A 16,712-nucleotide genomic window follows, 5' to 3' on the forward strand; every position below is an offset into this window, starting at 1 on the left:
GACAGAAGAAGGCCTTAAGGCCCTCTCTCTGTCCTCGATACCTGAGAGTTTCATGATAAGAAGCGCGGCGGATTGATGCATGCCCTGTATTCACAGGTAATGTCCCCTGCACACCGTGCTGCTTGACCATATACCCCTTGGGTGGCGCATATCGCGCACTCTCCAGAGTTGCGTCCAACGATGGTACATTTACCTGAGAGATTAACCACTGCGCCGGGTGCGTAGCAGCTTGCTCCTTCGGTGCCCGACAGCTGCCTTTTTACTCGGCATGCCCAGGACTCTCCCGCTCGCTATCATTCGCTTGTATGGAACCATTCTGATCGTGTACCAGAACGATAATTGAAGTTTTTATTACTTTCTCATTAAGATTAATCGACCGGAAGATCAGTGTCAACAAACTTAACGATTTCTTTGTGAATATTTACTTTTTTCCATTTTATAAACAGGATGAACCAACGATTTGTAAACTTTTATCACATGAATGTGTTAATGCGTTTCATTTAGAAAGCGTATACATTTGTTTGTTTTCTATGAGCAATATCTGTGGTTAGTACTATCTATGTTAAGATCCACAGAACGGTTCGGGTATTCAGGCAACCATTATTCTGTACTAGAATTGCCGGATTTCTGCCTGTCACCCCACCATCGAGTTGGGCTTCGCCGGTTCATCATAAAACCTGCTTCGGGAAGGAAACATGCTCGTCACCCACAATCCCAACGCTGCCAGCACCATCACTCCAGATACAACCGTATATACCATACGAAGCGACAACTGCTCTGCCACCACGCCTGCAACCAAAATGGAAACCACCTGCAGCACGCTTAACCCCAATCCAAGTATACTGCTCACTCGGCCCATCAGACCGACAGGGATATTATTTTGATAAAAGGTAACCAGGCCCGTATTCGCCAGTGCCGAGCACAGACCGAGCAGAATAAAAGCAAACGCCGCCAGTTCAAACGAGAACGAACGGGCGAACAGGAAATAACCCAGTGCGACCAGAAGCACACCGCCACCCATCATGTGACGGATCGGCACATGTTTGGCGAACAGCCAAACCAGCATGGAGCCTGCCAAATAACCAATCCCGGTGATACTCATCAAAGCTCCGTACTGCGATTCAGGCAGGTTCATCACCTGACGGATAAACACCACTTCCTGGGCATCGAGCGACATGCCGACCACCAGAATGATCTGAAACAGGGCATATATACCGACCACGTAGCTCGACTTCCGGCTAAAGCTCAGTACAGCCCTCCAATCCTGGGCAATCAACCGAGGTGTCAGCCTGTTTCCCGTCCCTTGATTCTGTTCTCCAATGCCCAATTTGGGAAGAAACAATAGAATCACAGCAGAAGCAGCAAAGGAAACCGCATTGGCATAAATGGCTGCAGCCGGAGATAAATAAATCAGCATCACTCCCGCGACTGCCGGGCCGGTAATAAATGCACCTGAGCTGATTAAGGCTTGCAAAGAGTTGAAGCGCTTGCGCCGTTCAGCAGGTACCAGCCGGGTAATGTACACCTGAGAGGAAGGGACAAATATGGAGGAAGACATACTGATCAGAAACATCACTGTATACATCATCCATAGGCTGGAAATCAGGGGGAGCATCGCCACCAACAATGCCCGCAGCATATCGGCACCAATCATCAGCTGCCGCTGATCATAACGATCAATCAGACTGCCTGACCATAACTTCGTGCACACCGAAGCAATTGGCGAGATAATCCATAACCCTGCGACTGCCGCTGGGGACTGTGTCATATTCAGCACCATCAGGTTAATCGCCACAATATATATGAAGTCACCTAGATTGGATATGCCCACTCCGCCAAGTAGCAATCCGGCATGCTTCCAGCCACCAGACGGAATCTTCGAAGCAACTCTTTTTTCATGAATGTTATTCATAGCGCTTCCCACCCAACAGAAATCACAAATTATAACTCATAGAAGATGCTCTCATTGTGTACATAGGGTCTGCAAAATTTGCTGCAAATAAGAGGCATTCGCTCTTTCATCCATTCGTACCTTGACTCATTCTCCATCTGAAATGCGAAATAGCCAAACGTAAAGATTAGCATGAATCCTTCCATTAACCGAATATCACGCTTCGTCAGTGGTTCTGCCTGCTCCGTATAACCCGATAGGAAGATATCCCGTTCCTCCCGATTGAAAATCGTAGCTGCCCCTCCGGCATCAAAGAGATAGTAGCCATAACCGTATAAACAAAAATCAATCATGGATATGCCCTGATCCGTCACCAGCAGATTGCCGCGGGTAATATCCGCGTGAATCACTCCCCAAGTCTCGGCAGTGTGAGGATACGTTTCGAGTTGCCGGTTAATGTTCTCAAACGTCTCACGGATCAGATCGAAATCTTCAGGAGTAAAGATGCCACGTCTAACGCCTTCCTCCAGTTGCTCCAACATGACCAGATTCTCTTTGATCGAGCCGTAGGCAGGTCGTACTCCCGTTTGATCCAAGGCGGGGCTATCGGTATATATCTCTGGGATGATCGCCTTGTCAGCGTGCTGTTCACGGTCATTCACCTGCTGTCTGCTTTCAGACTTCTGTGAACCCACCTGCGGCTTGGGAGTTTCCTTTGGTCTTCGTCCATATTGATGTAGCGTCTGCAACTGTACGCCCAAATCATGAATCTGTGCTGTCGTCAGACGTTCTCCCTGTTTGATATCCCTGCCCTCAATCCATTCCAGAACAGTACAACAGATCTCTTCTCCCGCTTCGTCCAACCAGACGGTGATCCACTCTCCCGAGGTATTGCGTACAGGTGTCTGCACTCGCAATGGGCTGGTAGCCCGTAATTCATGAAGGAGATTCATCTCCGCTTCAAGTGCAGGTCGTGTATGCTGGATGCCCGTCATGCTTGCAAAAGCGGCTTTATGTATACGCAATAAATACTTCTGTCCGGTTACATCATCCACCACTTGGTACGTTAGATTTTCATTATGTCGGATAAAGGAAACGGATGGCTTTTCTATAGAATAATGCGAAATAATTTCAATTGCCATGATGTCTTGGAATATCTTATGGGTAGTTATGATCCACATCTCCTTCTCTTATCAAATTAAAGGTGGCGCTTACAAATATCGTAGCATGATTGTTTTTATTTTGGCAAACTATTCCATATGTAGAATTACATAAAAAAGCATAACCCCCGAACTGTCTCGCCCGGGTGTTATGCTTCCTTCTATCTCTATAGATCTATCTCTATCTCTATTTCTTACTCCATCCAATATAACAATTAACCGAAACGTCCCATAATATATTCCTGCGTCAGACGGTTGTCCGGGTTGGTGAAAATATGCTCCGTATCCCCGTGTTCAATCATGCTTCCCAGATAAAAATAAGCCGTATAATCCGAGATGCGTGCCGCCTGCTGCATGTTATGGGTAACGATCACGATCCGCAGCTCTTTCTTGAGCTCCGAGATCAATTCCTCCACCTTGCCCGTAGATACCGGGTCAAGTGCAGATGCCGGCTCATCAAGCAGCAAAATCTGCGGATCCACCGACAACGCGCGAGCGATACAAAGACGCTGTTGTTGTCCACCTGAAAGGGCCAGAGCAGACTCGTTCAGTCTGTCCTTCACTTCGTCCCAGAGCGCAGCGCGACGCAGGCTTTTTTCCACAATTTCATCCAGTGCCTTCTTACTCTTGATACCTCGGTAGCGGGGGCCAAACGCGATATTGTTGTAGATGGATTTGTGGAACGGGTTGGGCTTCTGCCACACCATGCCGATCTTTTGGCGAAGCTTGATCACATCCGTACCCGGCTCATTCAGATCATTGCCGTCCATCCAGATATGTCCCTCCGTACGTGAACCGGCAATCTCGTCGTTCATCCGGTTCAACGACCGCAGGAACGTGGATTTACCACAGCCGGATGGGCCAATGAGGGCTGTTACACTGGCTTCAGGGAAAGTCAGGCTGATCTGCTTCACAGCCTGAAAATGCCCATAATATATGCTTAACTGTTCCGTACCGAAAGGTATGGCCATGTTGGTTCCTCCTTATTTCGAAGCTGTCATTCGGCGGTAGACTACCCGACCGATCCAGCGTGCACTCAGATTGAACGCCAGCACGAGAAGTACAAGCACGGCTGAAGCGCCAGCTGCTACTTCTTTGGAGTCTGGGCCAATGCCTTCACTGTTTACTTTCCAGATGTGCACCGCCAGCGTCTCTGCCGGACGCAATGGATTGATCGGCGATCTTGGACTTGTTGGATTCCAGTCCGTGAAGTCCAGCGGCGGACTACTCATACCCGCTGTGAACATCAGAGCTGCTGCTTCACCGAAGATCCGGCCCGATGCCAGGATCGTACCCGTGATTAAGCTGGGCAATGCAACAGGCAGCAGAATGGAAGTGATAATCTTCCATTTGGACAATCCGAGTGCAAGACCCGCTTCCTTCTGCTCTTTCGGAACGGCTCGGAACGCTTGCTCCGTTGTCCGCACCATAAGTGGAAGATTAAATATAGCCAAGGCCATGGCACCCGATAACAGGGAGAATCCGAGACCAAATGTATTAACAATTAGCAAGAGTCCGAACAAACCAATGACGATAGACGGGAATGAGGATAACACTTCGACAACCAGTCGAATAAAGCTTGTAATCCGGCCCGGCTTGGCGTACTCGGCCATATAAATACCGCCGCCCCAGCCAAGGGGAATGGTAATAATCAAGGTCAGAACAAGCAGGAAGATCGAGTTGAATAATTGCGGTCCAATCCCGCCTCCACCTTTGAGCAGCTGTGGTGCACTGGTCAGGAAGTGCCAGTTAATCTGGCCAATCCCACGTACCAGAATGAAGCCAAGCAAACCGAGCAAGAGAACAACAATGAACAAAGCCAGAACAACGATAATGGAAGTGGCAACTTTATCTACCGTTTTAGCCTTCATTTTCATACCCGGTTCCTCCTTTCAAGCAGGCGAACCAGAATGACGAAGACAAAGGTCATCACCAGCAGGACAAGCGCCATACTCCACAGTGCATTATTATGAACGGATCCCATTGTGGTGTTACCCATACTTAGGGTGATTACACTCGTTAACGTTGAAGCCGATTCGAGCAGGGATGTCGGCACATGCGGTGCATTACCGATAACCATCTGTACGGCAAGAGCTTCACCAAATGCGCGAGCCATACCAAGTACAATACCTGTCAGCAAAGCTGGAAGAACCGTAGGGATAATGACACGATAGATTGTTTGCCAGCGAGTTGCACCCAATGCATAGGACGATTCACGCAGACCTTTCGGCAGTGAAGACAGTGCATCTGCCATAATACTTGTTACAGTAGGCAAAATCATAACGGACAGAACCAAACATCCGGCTGCAATTCCGACGCCGGCTCCGCCAAACATGCTGCGCAACAAAGGAACGATAACACTGAGACCGATAAATCCGTATACAACGGAAGGAATACCGGACAGCAGCTCAATCGCAGGTTGCAATATTTTTTTACCTTTACCCGGTACAATCTCGGTCATGAAGAGCGCTGCGCACAAGCTAAGTGGACTTGCGATCAGAGCAGCAAGAAATGTTGTTATGAATGACCCTGTAATGAACGGTAAAGCTCCATAGGCAGCGGGTTCCCCCGTTGGATTCCACGTTTTGCCGGATAAAAATTCGCGTAAACTTACGCCATCCTGGAAAAAGGTCGATAAGCCTTTGGACGCTACAAAATAAACGATGGAAAACATGACAACGATCAGGAAAACGACACAAATCGACGTATAGATCCGTCCCGTCCACTCTTCCCAATAATGCTTTTCTCTCAAGGGCCGGCGCGGTTTCAACTTGTTGTTCATTACCGTTCCCCCTTCGGTCTGTTCCATAACAACCATCCTTCTATAGTAGAATTCATGCAAAATATGGGATAATTCCAGAGCAAACCGCGCAAAGAGGCAGGACCTGGGTCCGCCTCTCTCGCTGTATGCGCAAGTTCAAAGATTATTGAGTTACAGTACCTGCTGCGTCACGTTTTACTTTCATGCCGGATACTGGGATGTAACCAAGCTCCGTCACGTCGTTTTGTTGAATTTCGTCACTCAGGATGTAGTCGAGGAATGCTTGTGTTGCTGCATCCGGGTCACCTTTTGTGTACATGTGCTCGTAAGCCCATACCGGATAAGTTCCTGCTTCAACGTTCTCAACTGTTGCTTCTACACCTTCGTATTTCAAAACTTGCAGGCTGTCATCCAGGTAGGACAGAGCCAGATAACCAATTGCGCCTGGCGTTTCAGCTACGAGCTTTTTAACTGTACCGGAGGAATCTTCCTGAATCGAACCTTGGATATCTTCAACTTTTGTTCCCAGTGCAAAGTTCTCGAATGTTGCACGAGTACCGGAGCTGCTAGGACGGTTTACGATAACGATGGCTTGATCTTTACCGCCAACATCTTTCCAGTTTGTGATTTTACCAGAGAAAATGTCGATCAGTTGTTGCTTCGTCAAATCTTGTACACCTGCATCTTTGTTGCTTACTGGTGCAATTGCTACAACAGCTACTTGGTGATCTTTCAGTTCGCTTACTTTTGCTGCGTCATCAATCTTCTCTTCTGCGAATACGTCAGAGTTACCGATTGTAGCTTGTCCGTCAGATACTTGTGTCAAACCAGTACCACTACCGCCGCCTTGCACTTGTACCGTTACGTTCTTATATTCATCAACTGCCATAAATTTTTGTCCAGCTTGCTCTACCAGAGGTTGCAGTGCTGTTGAACCAACAGCCAGAATGTTCCCGCTAAGTTCAGTAGCAGTTTCTCCTGATCCATTGTCTGTGGCACCCTCTGTACCAGCGTCATTTTTCGATCCGCATGCTGCGAGAACCAGTACGATCGTTAAGGTCATCAAAATGAACGGCAACTTTTTAAACATGTTTTCTTTTCCTCCCCCAATTTAGTGACGGTGATTTGCTTTTATTTTTGTTCACCATCAACTCTTTATTCATTGTAGTTTCGTTATGTCATCTCAAAATCAATGTTTTGTAAACGCAGTGTTAAAAATGTTGGGCTGTGGATCGAAATGCATTTGAGACAAATTGCTTGCTGAAGTGGGTACTTCGGGAACGGATGTTGTTTCAATCCATATTGTGTCCAGATTTTTATCACTTAATGAATAAATCGCTAATATTTTCGGGTGGCCGTTCCGGTTACGGATCGTTCTTCCGATCGCTGTTGTCTCCAATTTTTTTTGATCTGATATTTATAATGTTAAAATTCGGAGACAAAGGCGAACGCTGCCGCTTCTTCAGAATCGATTCCGTCCCCTCCACTACGTTCGGTGTTTTATCTACCCATCAAGAACAAAAGATAATTTTGATCTTTTCTTACAAGGAAAATCCTTACACAGAATAAGCTTCGCTTTTACACAATCGTTTCGTTCCCTGCGCTGAATCAGCGCTGGTTGTGTCACAGGCATTTTAATCCTCAGCCTCCTGGGGATGGCAAAAGAGAAGGCCAGCTATATAGATGCTGGCCTTTGTTTACATCCTTTAATGTAGAGAGAATTATTTCTTCTATAGAAGAAATAAAAAACTGCTTCATAGCCAGTGTGGAGCACCAGCGCATGAGAGCAGCTTTATACAATAAGTTGGATCATATGAGAATTGCTAATGTAAAATACGATTGTACTAACCCAAAATCCATAACCATAAAGCCAATCCGGCCAAAGTAATTAAGAGTGTGGGAATGGTTAAGATGATGCCTGCCTTAAAATAATATCCCCATGTGATCTTCACATCTTTGCGGGATAACACATGGAGCCACAGTAATGTGGCGAGTGAGCCGATTGGTGTCATTTTGGGGCCTAGATCAGATCCAATAACATTGGCATAGATTAGCGCCTCACGCACAATGCCTTCGGTATGTGCACCCTGAATCGCTAATAGGTTAATTAACACGGTGGGCAGATTGTTCATTACGGATGACAACACCGCTGCAATCATGCCCATGCCAATTGAAGCAGCCAGCAGACCATGGTCTGCTATCGCGTCAAGCCAGCGGCTCAGGTAATCGGTTAATCCGGCATTGCGCAGTCCGTACACCACGATATACATGCCCACCGAGAACACCACAATGGACCATGGAGCCTCCTTGATTACGCGTTTCATGTTCACAGCTTCGCTCTTTCTGGCTAATATGGCGAACAAAAGAGCCACTGCACCGACGATAACCGATACCGGAATCGGCAAAAACTCACTGGATGCATAGGCAACTAGTAACAGCACCAGCATGAACCAGGCGATGCGGAACATCCGCGGATCACGAATGGCTTCCTGTGGATCACGTGCTGATGTGATATCGTAGCGAAGCGGGATGCTTTTGCGATAAAACAAGAACAGCATCCCTGTACTCGCCACGATGGAAAATAGATTCGGCACAATCATCCGCACCGCATATTCCACAAATGTAATACCAAAATAATCGGCAGAAACGATATTGACCAGATTGCTGACAACCAGCGGCAACGAAGTTGTATCCGCGATAAATCCACTAGCCATAACAAAGGCGAGCACCATACGCTCATCGAATTTCAATGCCCGTACCATCGCCAGCACAATCGGGGTAAGAATTAGCGCTGCACCATCATTGGCGAAGAGAGCGGACACCGCCGCCCCGAGCAAAATAGAATAGATGAACAGCCTGCGGCCATTTCCTCCTGCCAGCCTTGCCATATGAAGAGCAGCCCATTCGAAGAAACCTGTCTCATCGAGTATTAGCGAGATCATGATGATACCAACAAAAGCCAGTGTTGCATTCCATACAATGGAAGCTACATCAGATGCATCGTTCAGACTGACAACACCACATATTAAGGCTAGCAAAGCCCCGCCCATGGCGGACCATCCGATGCCCAATCCACGAGGCTGCCAGATAACCAGCGTGATGGTCAGGACAAAAATCAGAATTGCAACATATGTCATAAAGCCTCCTGCGCCCGCTATATTCATCATGTTTGGAGCATGATATGTGACTGGTCTGCCAGATATGATTACACCGCAATTCATACGCGTAAACCACGAAATAGTTATACAGGGCTGCAGGAGAAAAGTCTATCTTTATTTCCTTCTAATCTCTGTAGAAACTGCGGTGAAATATTATCGTCTAATGGTTAGGACTTGTCCCCATCTTTCGCTGTGTCCTCCACCATTTTGAACATACCCAGCAACCCTTGTAATTGCTCCGCCATACTGTTCAGATGTGCTGAAGATGAAGCGATCTCCTCTACGGATGCCAGCTGTTCCTGAGAAGATGCCGAGACCGATTCCGTATTTGCAGCAGATTCTTGGGTCACGATGGAGATATCGTTCATTGCTTTGGCAACGTTGGAAGCGCCGCTCTCCAGTTGCTTTGTCGTTTCGGACAAATCATCCAGCGTATGAGCAGCATCCTCCACAGCCTCCCGAATCTGAGCAAAGGATTGTCCGGACGTGTTCACAGCTTGAAGTCCGTCTCCAACCCGTGCCTGAGCTGCTTCCATAGCGCTCAGAGCAGCATCCATATCCTGACGAATATTATGAACCAATTCTCCAATTTGTGCTGCCGAGCTTCCCGATTCTTCCGCAAGCTTGCGTACCTCTCCCGCTACGACAGCGAAGCCACGACCCGCGTCACCCGCTCTAGCCGCTTCAATGGAAGCGTTCAACGCTAGCAGGTTGGTCTGCTTCGAGATTGTGGCAATCACATCTACCATGCTGCCAATCTCAACGGAGCGTACATTCAGTGATTGGATCACCGTCGCCAGTTGTTCCACCGTTTCCTGAATGCTATTCATCTGCTCCACCGCCTCACCTGCAGCTTCATTACCTGAATAGGCAGCTCCGGATGTATGCCGCATGTTCGTTGTAATGGATTGCACACGCTCGGACATCATCCGAACATCTTCCGCCATTTGGCTCATTTGTCCTGATCCATCTGTTACACTCTTCACTTGCTGCTCTGCACCCTCGGCAAGTTCCTGAATGGCCATCGTTGAGTGCTCAATAGCTTTGGTCGTTTGATCTGCACTAGCGGACAATTCCTGTGAGGAGGCAGAGACCTGCTCTGCCGTCTCCTGTACACCCAGAATCATCATGCGCAGATTGTCGACCATCCGTTCAAAATACTTCGCCAGCTCGCCAACTTCATCTTTGCGTCTGGTCTCCAATTTCACCGTCAAGTCGCCTTTACTTACGGCTCTCGCGGATTCCTGCAGACGCTTGATCGGACGCAACATGGAACGCGTTAGCCAGATAATGAAGACCAGCGTAAGTATTGTGGCAGACAGGATAACGATTATAGTAGCCACCCGAATATCCTTACTTGCATTGGATACTTCACTTTGGAACATTGTGCCGCCAATCTTCCACCCGGTTACTTCATTAGTAGAGAAAATCATCGTTTTGGGATCATCATTATAGATATAGCTGAACTCACCTTCCTCGCTCCCATACATTGGATCCAGAACGGTTGTCGGTTCTTGTGTACCGGCTTCCATGACTGGAGACACGATATAATTTTTGTCCGCATCCATGATGATGATATACCCTTCTTTGCCAACCTTAATGGATGCCTGTTCTCGCAGCTCTGTCAGATCCATGGACAAACCAACGACACCCGATTGATCATCAAGCGTTTTGGAGACAAAAACAACAGCAATGCCGTCCGTATTTTTGGATACAGGTGAAACTACTGTAGTACCTGGCTTCTCCATTGCTAGCTTGTACCATTCGCGTTCCCGGGGATCATAAGCGGACCCTTGTGAGCTTCCCGCAGATTCCTTACCACGGACCATGATTCCCTCTTTGGTTCCCACAAAAATATTTAAAGCATCTGGATGTAAACCCAGATACTGCTTCAACTTCATTTCAAGCTCAGGACTTTCATTTTGTCCTTTAATCATGTCTTTCTCAATCAAACCGGCAAAATAGTTGATATCATGAGTCTTCGCATCCACATGTGTGCCAATGATTGAATTCGTTGTGTCTACACTTTGTTTGGCACTGTCCATCAATTGGTCTTCCACCGTATGGTCCGCGATAAGGAGCGTAACCATTCCAATGGTTAGACTCGGCAAGAGCAGCACCGCCAGAAAGGATACCAATAATTTGTTCCTTATGCTCCAGACGAAGCCTTTTTTCTTTTTGTTTTTCTTTTTCGGTTTATTATCTTTTGGCTTGGCTAACTTGCTTGCTGCCTTTTCTTGCTCATTCCCCCGAATGTTATTCATCTTGCTTCTCCCCCTCCAAATATAAATCTGCCCTTTTTCTTTTTATGTAGGACCTCTCCAACCTGATTAAATACGGTGTCCTATAGAGACCGCTGCAGTCTGAAGGCCTATCCTATATATCGGCTGAATGAGCATATTTATTTGATTGTAGAATGTTCATGGCATGTCAAACAAGCCACTCCAATTATGCGAAGTGACTTTCTGGTACATCCATAATTTATTTCATTCAGGCAGAGGTTTTACCGTAGGGACCTTGTGGCGGGTATGCTGTTGGCTTACCAAAGTAATACCCTTGGGCCAAGTCGATACCCACGGATCGACAAAATTCAAATTCCTCGAATCGTTCGATCCCTTCCGCGAGTACCCGCCCGCCAAAACGGCGTGACATTTCAACTATGTCGATAATTTGCTGCTGTTTCGTCAAATCCTCATCACAACGATCAATGAGACTCCGATCTATTTTGACAAAATCCGGCTCCAGCCGATTCATTACTTCGATCGTCGAGAATCCGGCCCCCACGTCATCCAAGGCAACCGACATTCCATGAGCACGATATACCTCAAAAATACGCTGCAAGATGGACATATGCTGAATCTGTTCCGTTTCCACCACTTCAAACACAAAATCCTTAGGGTCTAGCGAAAGGCGTTCAATCGTCTCAAACGTGTGCGTCAGGCAATATTCGGGGTTATAGATGGAGGAAGGCAGGAAATTCACGAAACGTTTGACACCATGGGGTAAAAGAACAGCACTCGTCTCAATAGCAGCAATACGTGCTGTCCGATCCAGAAAAGAATGCAGTCCGGTATCCCGTGCAACTTCGAATAATTCATATACACTGAAGGACCTGCCCCGTTCAGCAGGACGAAGTAAAAATTCAAATCCGATAATCTGCTCCGACGCATCTACGATCGGCTGCATATGACTGCTAAATTGATGTTCCAGGATAATGGAAACCAGATCAGCATGCTTGAGGCGAGCTTCCTGCATGGAAAGACTAATCCAGCTATCGTCATTTGCCTGGCCATACAGTGGAGTGACCTGAACCATTAACGTATCCGGCAGGGTCGCTTCAATCTTCAGGATATCCTCAATACAACGCTCTACAGATTCAAGGTTCAAAAAATGCATCCAGATGAATTCTTCTGAATATTCAACATGTCTTTCCTGCATTTGCAGTGCTTCCAGCAAAGCGGGGGAAATGGGACGCATATACAGGGTACCTTGATTCTCGATAGGATGAATTGGACTGCAGCCACTGCAATTCATGTAGAACCCCCTTGCCAGTTTGTGATTCTATCTCATTAATGATTAATAGTATATACCCAAAGTTTGTAAATATTATAGCACGGGTCTACAAATTTATCTCTACTGTTTTGATGACTCCAACTATGATGGTTACTGGTGCATCAACGGTTCATAGCATGAAGAAGACCGACAGTCTAAGACTGTCGGTCTTCTTTTACCGCTAACTACTCTTAAGAAGCGGGAATTACGATTTTCTGTCCAACTTTCAGGTTGTGCACATTTGTAATTTTGTTAGCAGAGACAAGCTTGCGCCAGTCCACGCCATATTTCAAACCGATGCGATAGAGATTATCTCCTTTTTTCACTACATATACCACTTTGCCGTCTGCTGGTTTCTCAGGTTGTGGCTTGGTTGTAGGTTTAGTTGGAGTTGGATCTGGCTTCGTAGGCGTTGGAGCAGGCTCCGTGCCTGTTTCTGGAGTCGTTGCTGCTTCTCCTGTCAATTTCAAGCCATACTCAGCAAAACCGTCTTTGTTCGTCCCGATAAAGGACATCGCCGGGTTCGCTTCCACCAATGCTTTGGCATCTGGGGAAGATGCAAATACCACTTCAAGGTCGTTAAGAGCTGCTGCCGTTACCCCTGCGGAAGGCTTAATTGGTGCAAGCGACCAGTTGCCGTCAGCCGTTGGGTTAATCGTTTTGTTCTCACGGATGTAATCAATGATAACCTGACGGTTCTCATCCGGTGCAGCCAAGACGATACGTTTACCGTCCGGGTTAGCCAGTTTGGATGAAGAAGCACGATAGTTATTCGTTGCTACGATGAATTTTTGAGCTGGATCAACCGGTTTACCATTGAAGCTCAGGTCTTTAATACGGTTAGCCGATGCATTGATAATTGTAGCTTTGCCATCGTATTTGGCTGGTTGAGTCACATCAATTTGGTACGTGACACCATCGATAACGTCGAAGTTATACGTCGGGAAGTCCATATTGACCAGCTGTTGCTGTCCGCCTTTAGCCGGATCGATCTGATTGAATTGACCAGCAGACCATTCCAACCATTCTTTCAGCTCTGCACCATTAACCATAACGGCATGTACCGTATTTGGATACACGTACAGGTCAGCTACGTTTTTGATAGCAATTGTGCCTTTAGGGATATTCGTGTAATACGAAGCACCTGAACGTCCGCCTGCTTTGAACGGAGCTCCTGCAGACAATACAGGGATATCTTCATATTCTGTTCCTTGCAAATGTTTTTCGACATACCATTTCTGTGCATTCGTTACAATCTGAATGGATGGATCATCCTGAACCAGTGCAAAGAAGCTGTTGATTGGAGCTGTGGTTTCGCCAACTGGGCCACGAACATACTCAAGCGTACCTTCATGTTCGTCATGAACAGCATCAACGATCTCTTGATCCGCATCTACCAGAGCTTTTTTGTTAGCTGTGTCATAGATAGGGCGTGCTTCCACCGCGGAGTCTACCACTTTCCATTTGCCGTCTACCTGTTCGAGGTCCAGATCGATAATCCCGAGGTGGTCGCCCCAGAAGCCTGGTTCAACGGAAGGAACACCATTGATTGTACCTTTTTCAAGGTCTACACCTTTTTTACCGGCAAAATCAGCGCTCGGGAATACTTTGTGGGCATGTCCGAACAGAATGGCATTAATGCCTTCAACCTGGCTCAAATACAATACCGAGTTTTCCATCAGATCCGTTTGCGGAATATCTTCAAAACCGGAGTGAGGAATAGCCACAATAATGTCGGCACCTTCAGCCTTCATTTTAGGAATGAATTTTTTTGCAGTTGCGATAATGTCTTTGGCAATGACTTTGCCTTCCAGATTAGCGCTGTCCCACTGCATGACTTGTGGCGGTACAAATCCGATGACACCCACTTTGATGGTGTGCTCTTTGCCACTCTCGTCGGTCACTTTTTTGTCTAAAATTTTATACGGGGTAAAATAGTTCTTGTCGTTCTTCTCATCGTCGTCACCGTCATCTACATATACGTTGGCATTGATGTAAGGGAAGTTCGCACCTTCCAGCGTCATGTCAAGGAAGTCCAAACCATAGTTAAATTCATGGTTACCGATGTTTCCTGCATCATAATCGAGCAGGTTCATCGCTTTATATACAGGGTGAGTCTCACCCTTTTTGAGTGGATCAATCTTCGCTACATAATCCCCAAGCGGGTTACCCTGAATCAGGTCACCGTTGTCGAACAACAAGCTGTTCTTTGCTTCATCACGGGCTTTTTTGATCAGTGTAGCCGTCTTCGCCAGTCCATACTGGTCTGTCTCTTTGTCGGAATAGTAGTCATAGTTAACTAAGTTGTCGTGAATGTCTGTTGTTTCCATGATCCGCAATTTAACCTTAGTAGCGTCCGCAGCCGATACAGGTACCGGAAATACCGCAAGCACGTTTAATGCAACCAAAGCGGCAGTCAGGCTCGATAATACTTTTTTACTCTTTCTCAAAATAACCCCTCCCGGTTATGTACATTGAATCATGCATTAGTGAGCAAACGAATAAGCGCAGAAATGCGAAAGATCTCATGGGTTGTGCGTACTGATTTTCTGATCGTATGCATCAGAATTTCAGGTTAGTTTATCTCACATGAACATCTATTCATATCTTTGCGTATCGTTTACATTCCAAATCATAACGCAATGTTTAGCCATTGAAAAGCATTATTTTTTACGTTATCCGCACATACCTGACCCAGTTTACATTATCATGCGTGATTTCGACATCTTTTGCATGTTTTTGGATGAAAACAGTTTACACACTCTGTTAAAAACGTATATTACATGTGGCTTACATCTATATCCATATTAGCTGAATCCGTTCATACCAAAAAACCGTGAAGCCTTCTGGCGTTCACGGTTGGCTATTTCTTTTCCAACATTGAAATTACTTCTCCCATACCTGATGCTCATGATCTTTGCCAGTGTATTCAATCCGATTGGGGGTAATGTCCAGAATGACATAATTGGGATCGTTCGGGCCGTCAAACCATGCTTTTAATTCATCATTCCATACCTGTTCACGCAAACCTTCATTTTTCGTCACTTCACAAGTTCCTTCGATCTCGACCACTTCCTTGGAGCCACCCGCTTCATAACCTAGCAAAAGGCTGACGTTCGGATTATTCTCCAGCTCTTCTACCTTGTGCGTACGACGGTTTGTCGCCAGATGAATGTTCATTCCATCGTTAAAAAGCGCCATATAGCGGGATTTCGGTTTACCGTTCTCCACCGTGGAGAAACTGCAAAAAGGGTTGTTTTCCAATGCTTTTACAATGTTTTGTTCTAATTCAGTCTGGTTCATGGGGATTGCTCCTTTCGGTTTTGGGGGATATTTGAAGAACTCCTGTAGGCGGCCGTTACGGGTACGGATCGTTCTTTGGATCGCTGTTGTCTCTGGATTATCTTGATTGAATCTCTATATGGTTATAATTCAGAGACAAAGGCGAACGCTTCGCTTCTTCAGAATCGATTCCGTCCCCTCCACTACGTCTACAGTTCTTCCAAATGGAGGAGTGGCTAAGCTAAAGTTCAAACAGAAACCTGTCAACGCCTCAACTTTACAGGTTTCGCTTCTTTAGGCTTTTATCCACTCCGTTGCTGTGTATAAGTACAGTCAGCTTACGTTAAGTGTAATAAGCCTGTACTTATAGTGTACCCACCTCACCTATGGTGAATCCATGAACCCGTTCATAAACGTGAGAGTTTAATTCAAATCTCCCAGGTAAATGCGTGATGAATTCTTATTTTGCAACAACTCACCAATTGTTTTCGGATATAAACGAACCTGAGACAGCTCTTCAAGGGCAATCCATTCTACAGCTACCTGATGGTCGTCTGGACTGGTGCCCTCAAAGATCGTAGCTTTCGGATCTATTAACTTGCATTCAAAATAAAATTCAACCTGGTGCACATCGGCATCCCACTCGGCAAATTCGTGATTTTTCCCAATGTACTCCCGGATATGCAGCAGTTCTCCCACGGTCACCGCCTGTCCAATCTCCTCCAGACATTCACGGGCAACCGCATCCTTGAGCTCCTCGCCCTTCTCCTGTCCTCCGCCGGGGAAAACATAAGCTGCACCATATTGATCCTCCAACCGGATCACCAGCAGACGTCCATCCTGTACGATAACGGCCTTCGCCGAATTACGTATCGGTTTCATGTTATAGTTTCACTCCTTACAAATTC

General features: G+C 46.5%; 12 protein-coding genes and 2 riboswitches. All 12 genes read right to left on the reverse strand.

All coding sequences use genetic code 11. The features are described from left to right. Positions 1–26: 26 nt before the first annotated feature. Positions 27–168, reverse strand: a riboswitch (glycine riboswitch). Between the two features lie 4 nt (positions 169–172). Next, positions 173–296: riboswitch (glycine riboswitch) on the reverse strand. A gap of 338 nt (positions 297–634) precedes the next feature. Beyond that, the gene (locus ACTWJ7_RS33175; RefSeq protein WP_301881946.1) at positions 635–1,912 is read right to left on the reverse strand and encodes an MFS transporter; all 1,278 of its coding nucleotides are present in this window, start codon (positions 1,910–1,912) and stop codon (positions 635–637) included. Between the two features lie 29 nt (positions 1,913–1,941). Then, positions 1,942–3,033 (reverse strand): phosphotransferase enzyme family protein, encoded by a 1,092-nt coding sequence (locus ACTWJ7_RS33180; RefSeq protein WP_301881948.1) that lies wholly within the window; start codon positions 3,031–3,033, stop codon positions 1,942–1,944. A gap of 233 nt (positions 3,034–3,266) precedes the next feature. Next, the gene (gene pstB, locus ACTWJ7_RS33185) at positions 3,267–4,022 is read right to left on the reverse strand and encodes a phosphate ABC transporter ATP-binding protein PstB (protein WP_024632233.1); all 756 of its coding nucleotides are present in this window, start codon (positions 4,020–4,022) and stop codon (positions 3,267–3,269) included. A 12-nt stretch (positions 4,023–4,034) separates the two neighbouring features. Next, entirely contained in the window at positions 4,035–4,922 is an 888-nt protein-coding gene (pstA, locus tag ACTWJ7_RS33190; protein WP_024632234.1) for a phosphate ABC transporter permease PstA, read from the reverse strand. 2 nt (positions 4,923–4,924) lie between these two features. Continuing rightward, a complete protein-coding gene (gene pstC, locus ACTWJ7_RS33195; protein ID WP_143805458.1) occupies positions 4,925–5,833 on the reverse strand; it encodes a phosphate ABC transporter permease subunit PstC in 909 nt (302 codons plus the stop codon). Positions 5,834–5,975: 142 nt separating this feature from the next. Then, the gene (locus ACTWJ7_RS33200) at positions 5,976–6,902 is read right to left on the reverse strand and encodes a phosphate ABC transporter substrate-binding protein PstS family protein (protein ID WP_301881951.1); all 927 of its coding nucleotides are present in this window, start codon (positions 6,900–6,902) and stop codon (positions 5,976–5,978) included. Positions 6,903–7,656: 754 nt separating this feature from the next. Next, positions 7,657–8,949, reverse strand: a complete 1,293-nt coding sequence (locus ACTWJ7_RS33205) for an arsenic transporter (RefSeq protein WP_301881952.1) — start codon at positions 8,947–8,949, stop codon at positions 7,657–7,659. Between the two features lie 188 nt (positions 8,950–9,137). Continuing rightward, entirely contained in the window at positions 9,138–11,234 is a 2,097-nt protein-coding gene (locus tag ACTWJ7_RS33210) for a methyl-accepting chemotaxis protein (protein ID WP_301881953.1), read from the reverse strand. Between the two features lie 226 nt (positions 11,235–11,460). Further along, positions 11,461–12,504: an EAL domain-containing protein gene (locus ACTWJ7_RS33215; protein WP_079348734.1), complete on the reverse strand. Its 1,044-nt coding sequence runs from the start codon at positions 12,502–12,504 to the stop codon at positions 11,461–11,463. Between the two features lie 209 nt (positions 12,505–12,713). After that, positions 12,714–14,972 (reverse strand): bifunctional 2',3'-cyclic-nucleotide 2'-phosphodiesterase/3'-nucleotidase, encoded by a 2,259-nt coding sequence (locus ACTWJ7_RS33220; protein WP_443146279.1) that lies wholly within the window; start codon positions 14,970–14,972, stop codon positions 12,714–12,716. A 436-nt stretch (positions 14,973–15,408) separates the two neighbouring features. Then, positions 15,409–15,825 (reverse strand): pyridoxamine 5'-phosphate oxidase family protein, encoded by a 417-nt coding sequence (locus ACTWJ7_RS33225; protein ID WP_024632241.1) that lies wholly within the window; start codon positions 15,823–15,825, stop codon positions 15,409–15,411. A gap of 402 nt (positions 15,826–16,227) precedes the next feature. Continuing rightward, positions 16,228–16,686, reverse strand: a complete 459-nt coding sequence (locus ACTWJ7_RS33230) for an NUDIX domain-containing protein (RefSeq protein ID WP_079348732.1) — start codon at positions 16,684–16,686, stop codon at positions 16,228–16,230. Positions 16,687–16,712: the final 26 nt, after the last annotated feature.

It is taken from the genome of Paenibacillus sp. 1A_MP2, assembly GCF_052244825.1.
Lineage (GTDB): Bacteria > Bacillota > Bacilli > Paenibacillales > Paenibacillaceae > Paenibacillus > Paenibacillus vandeheii.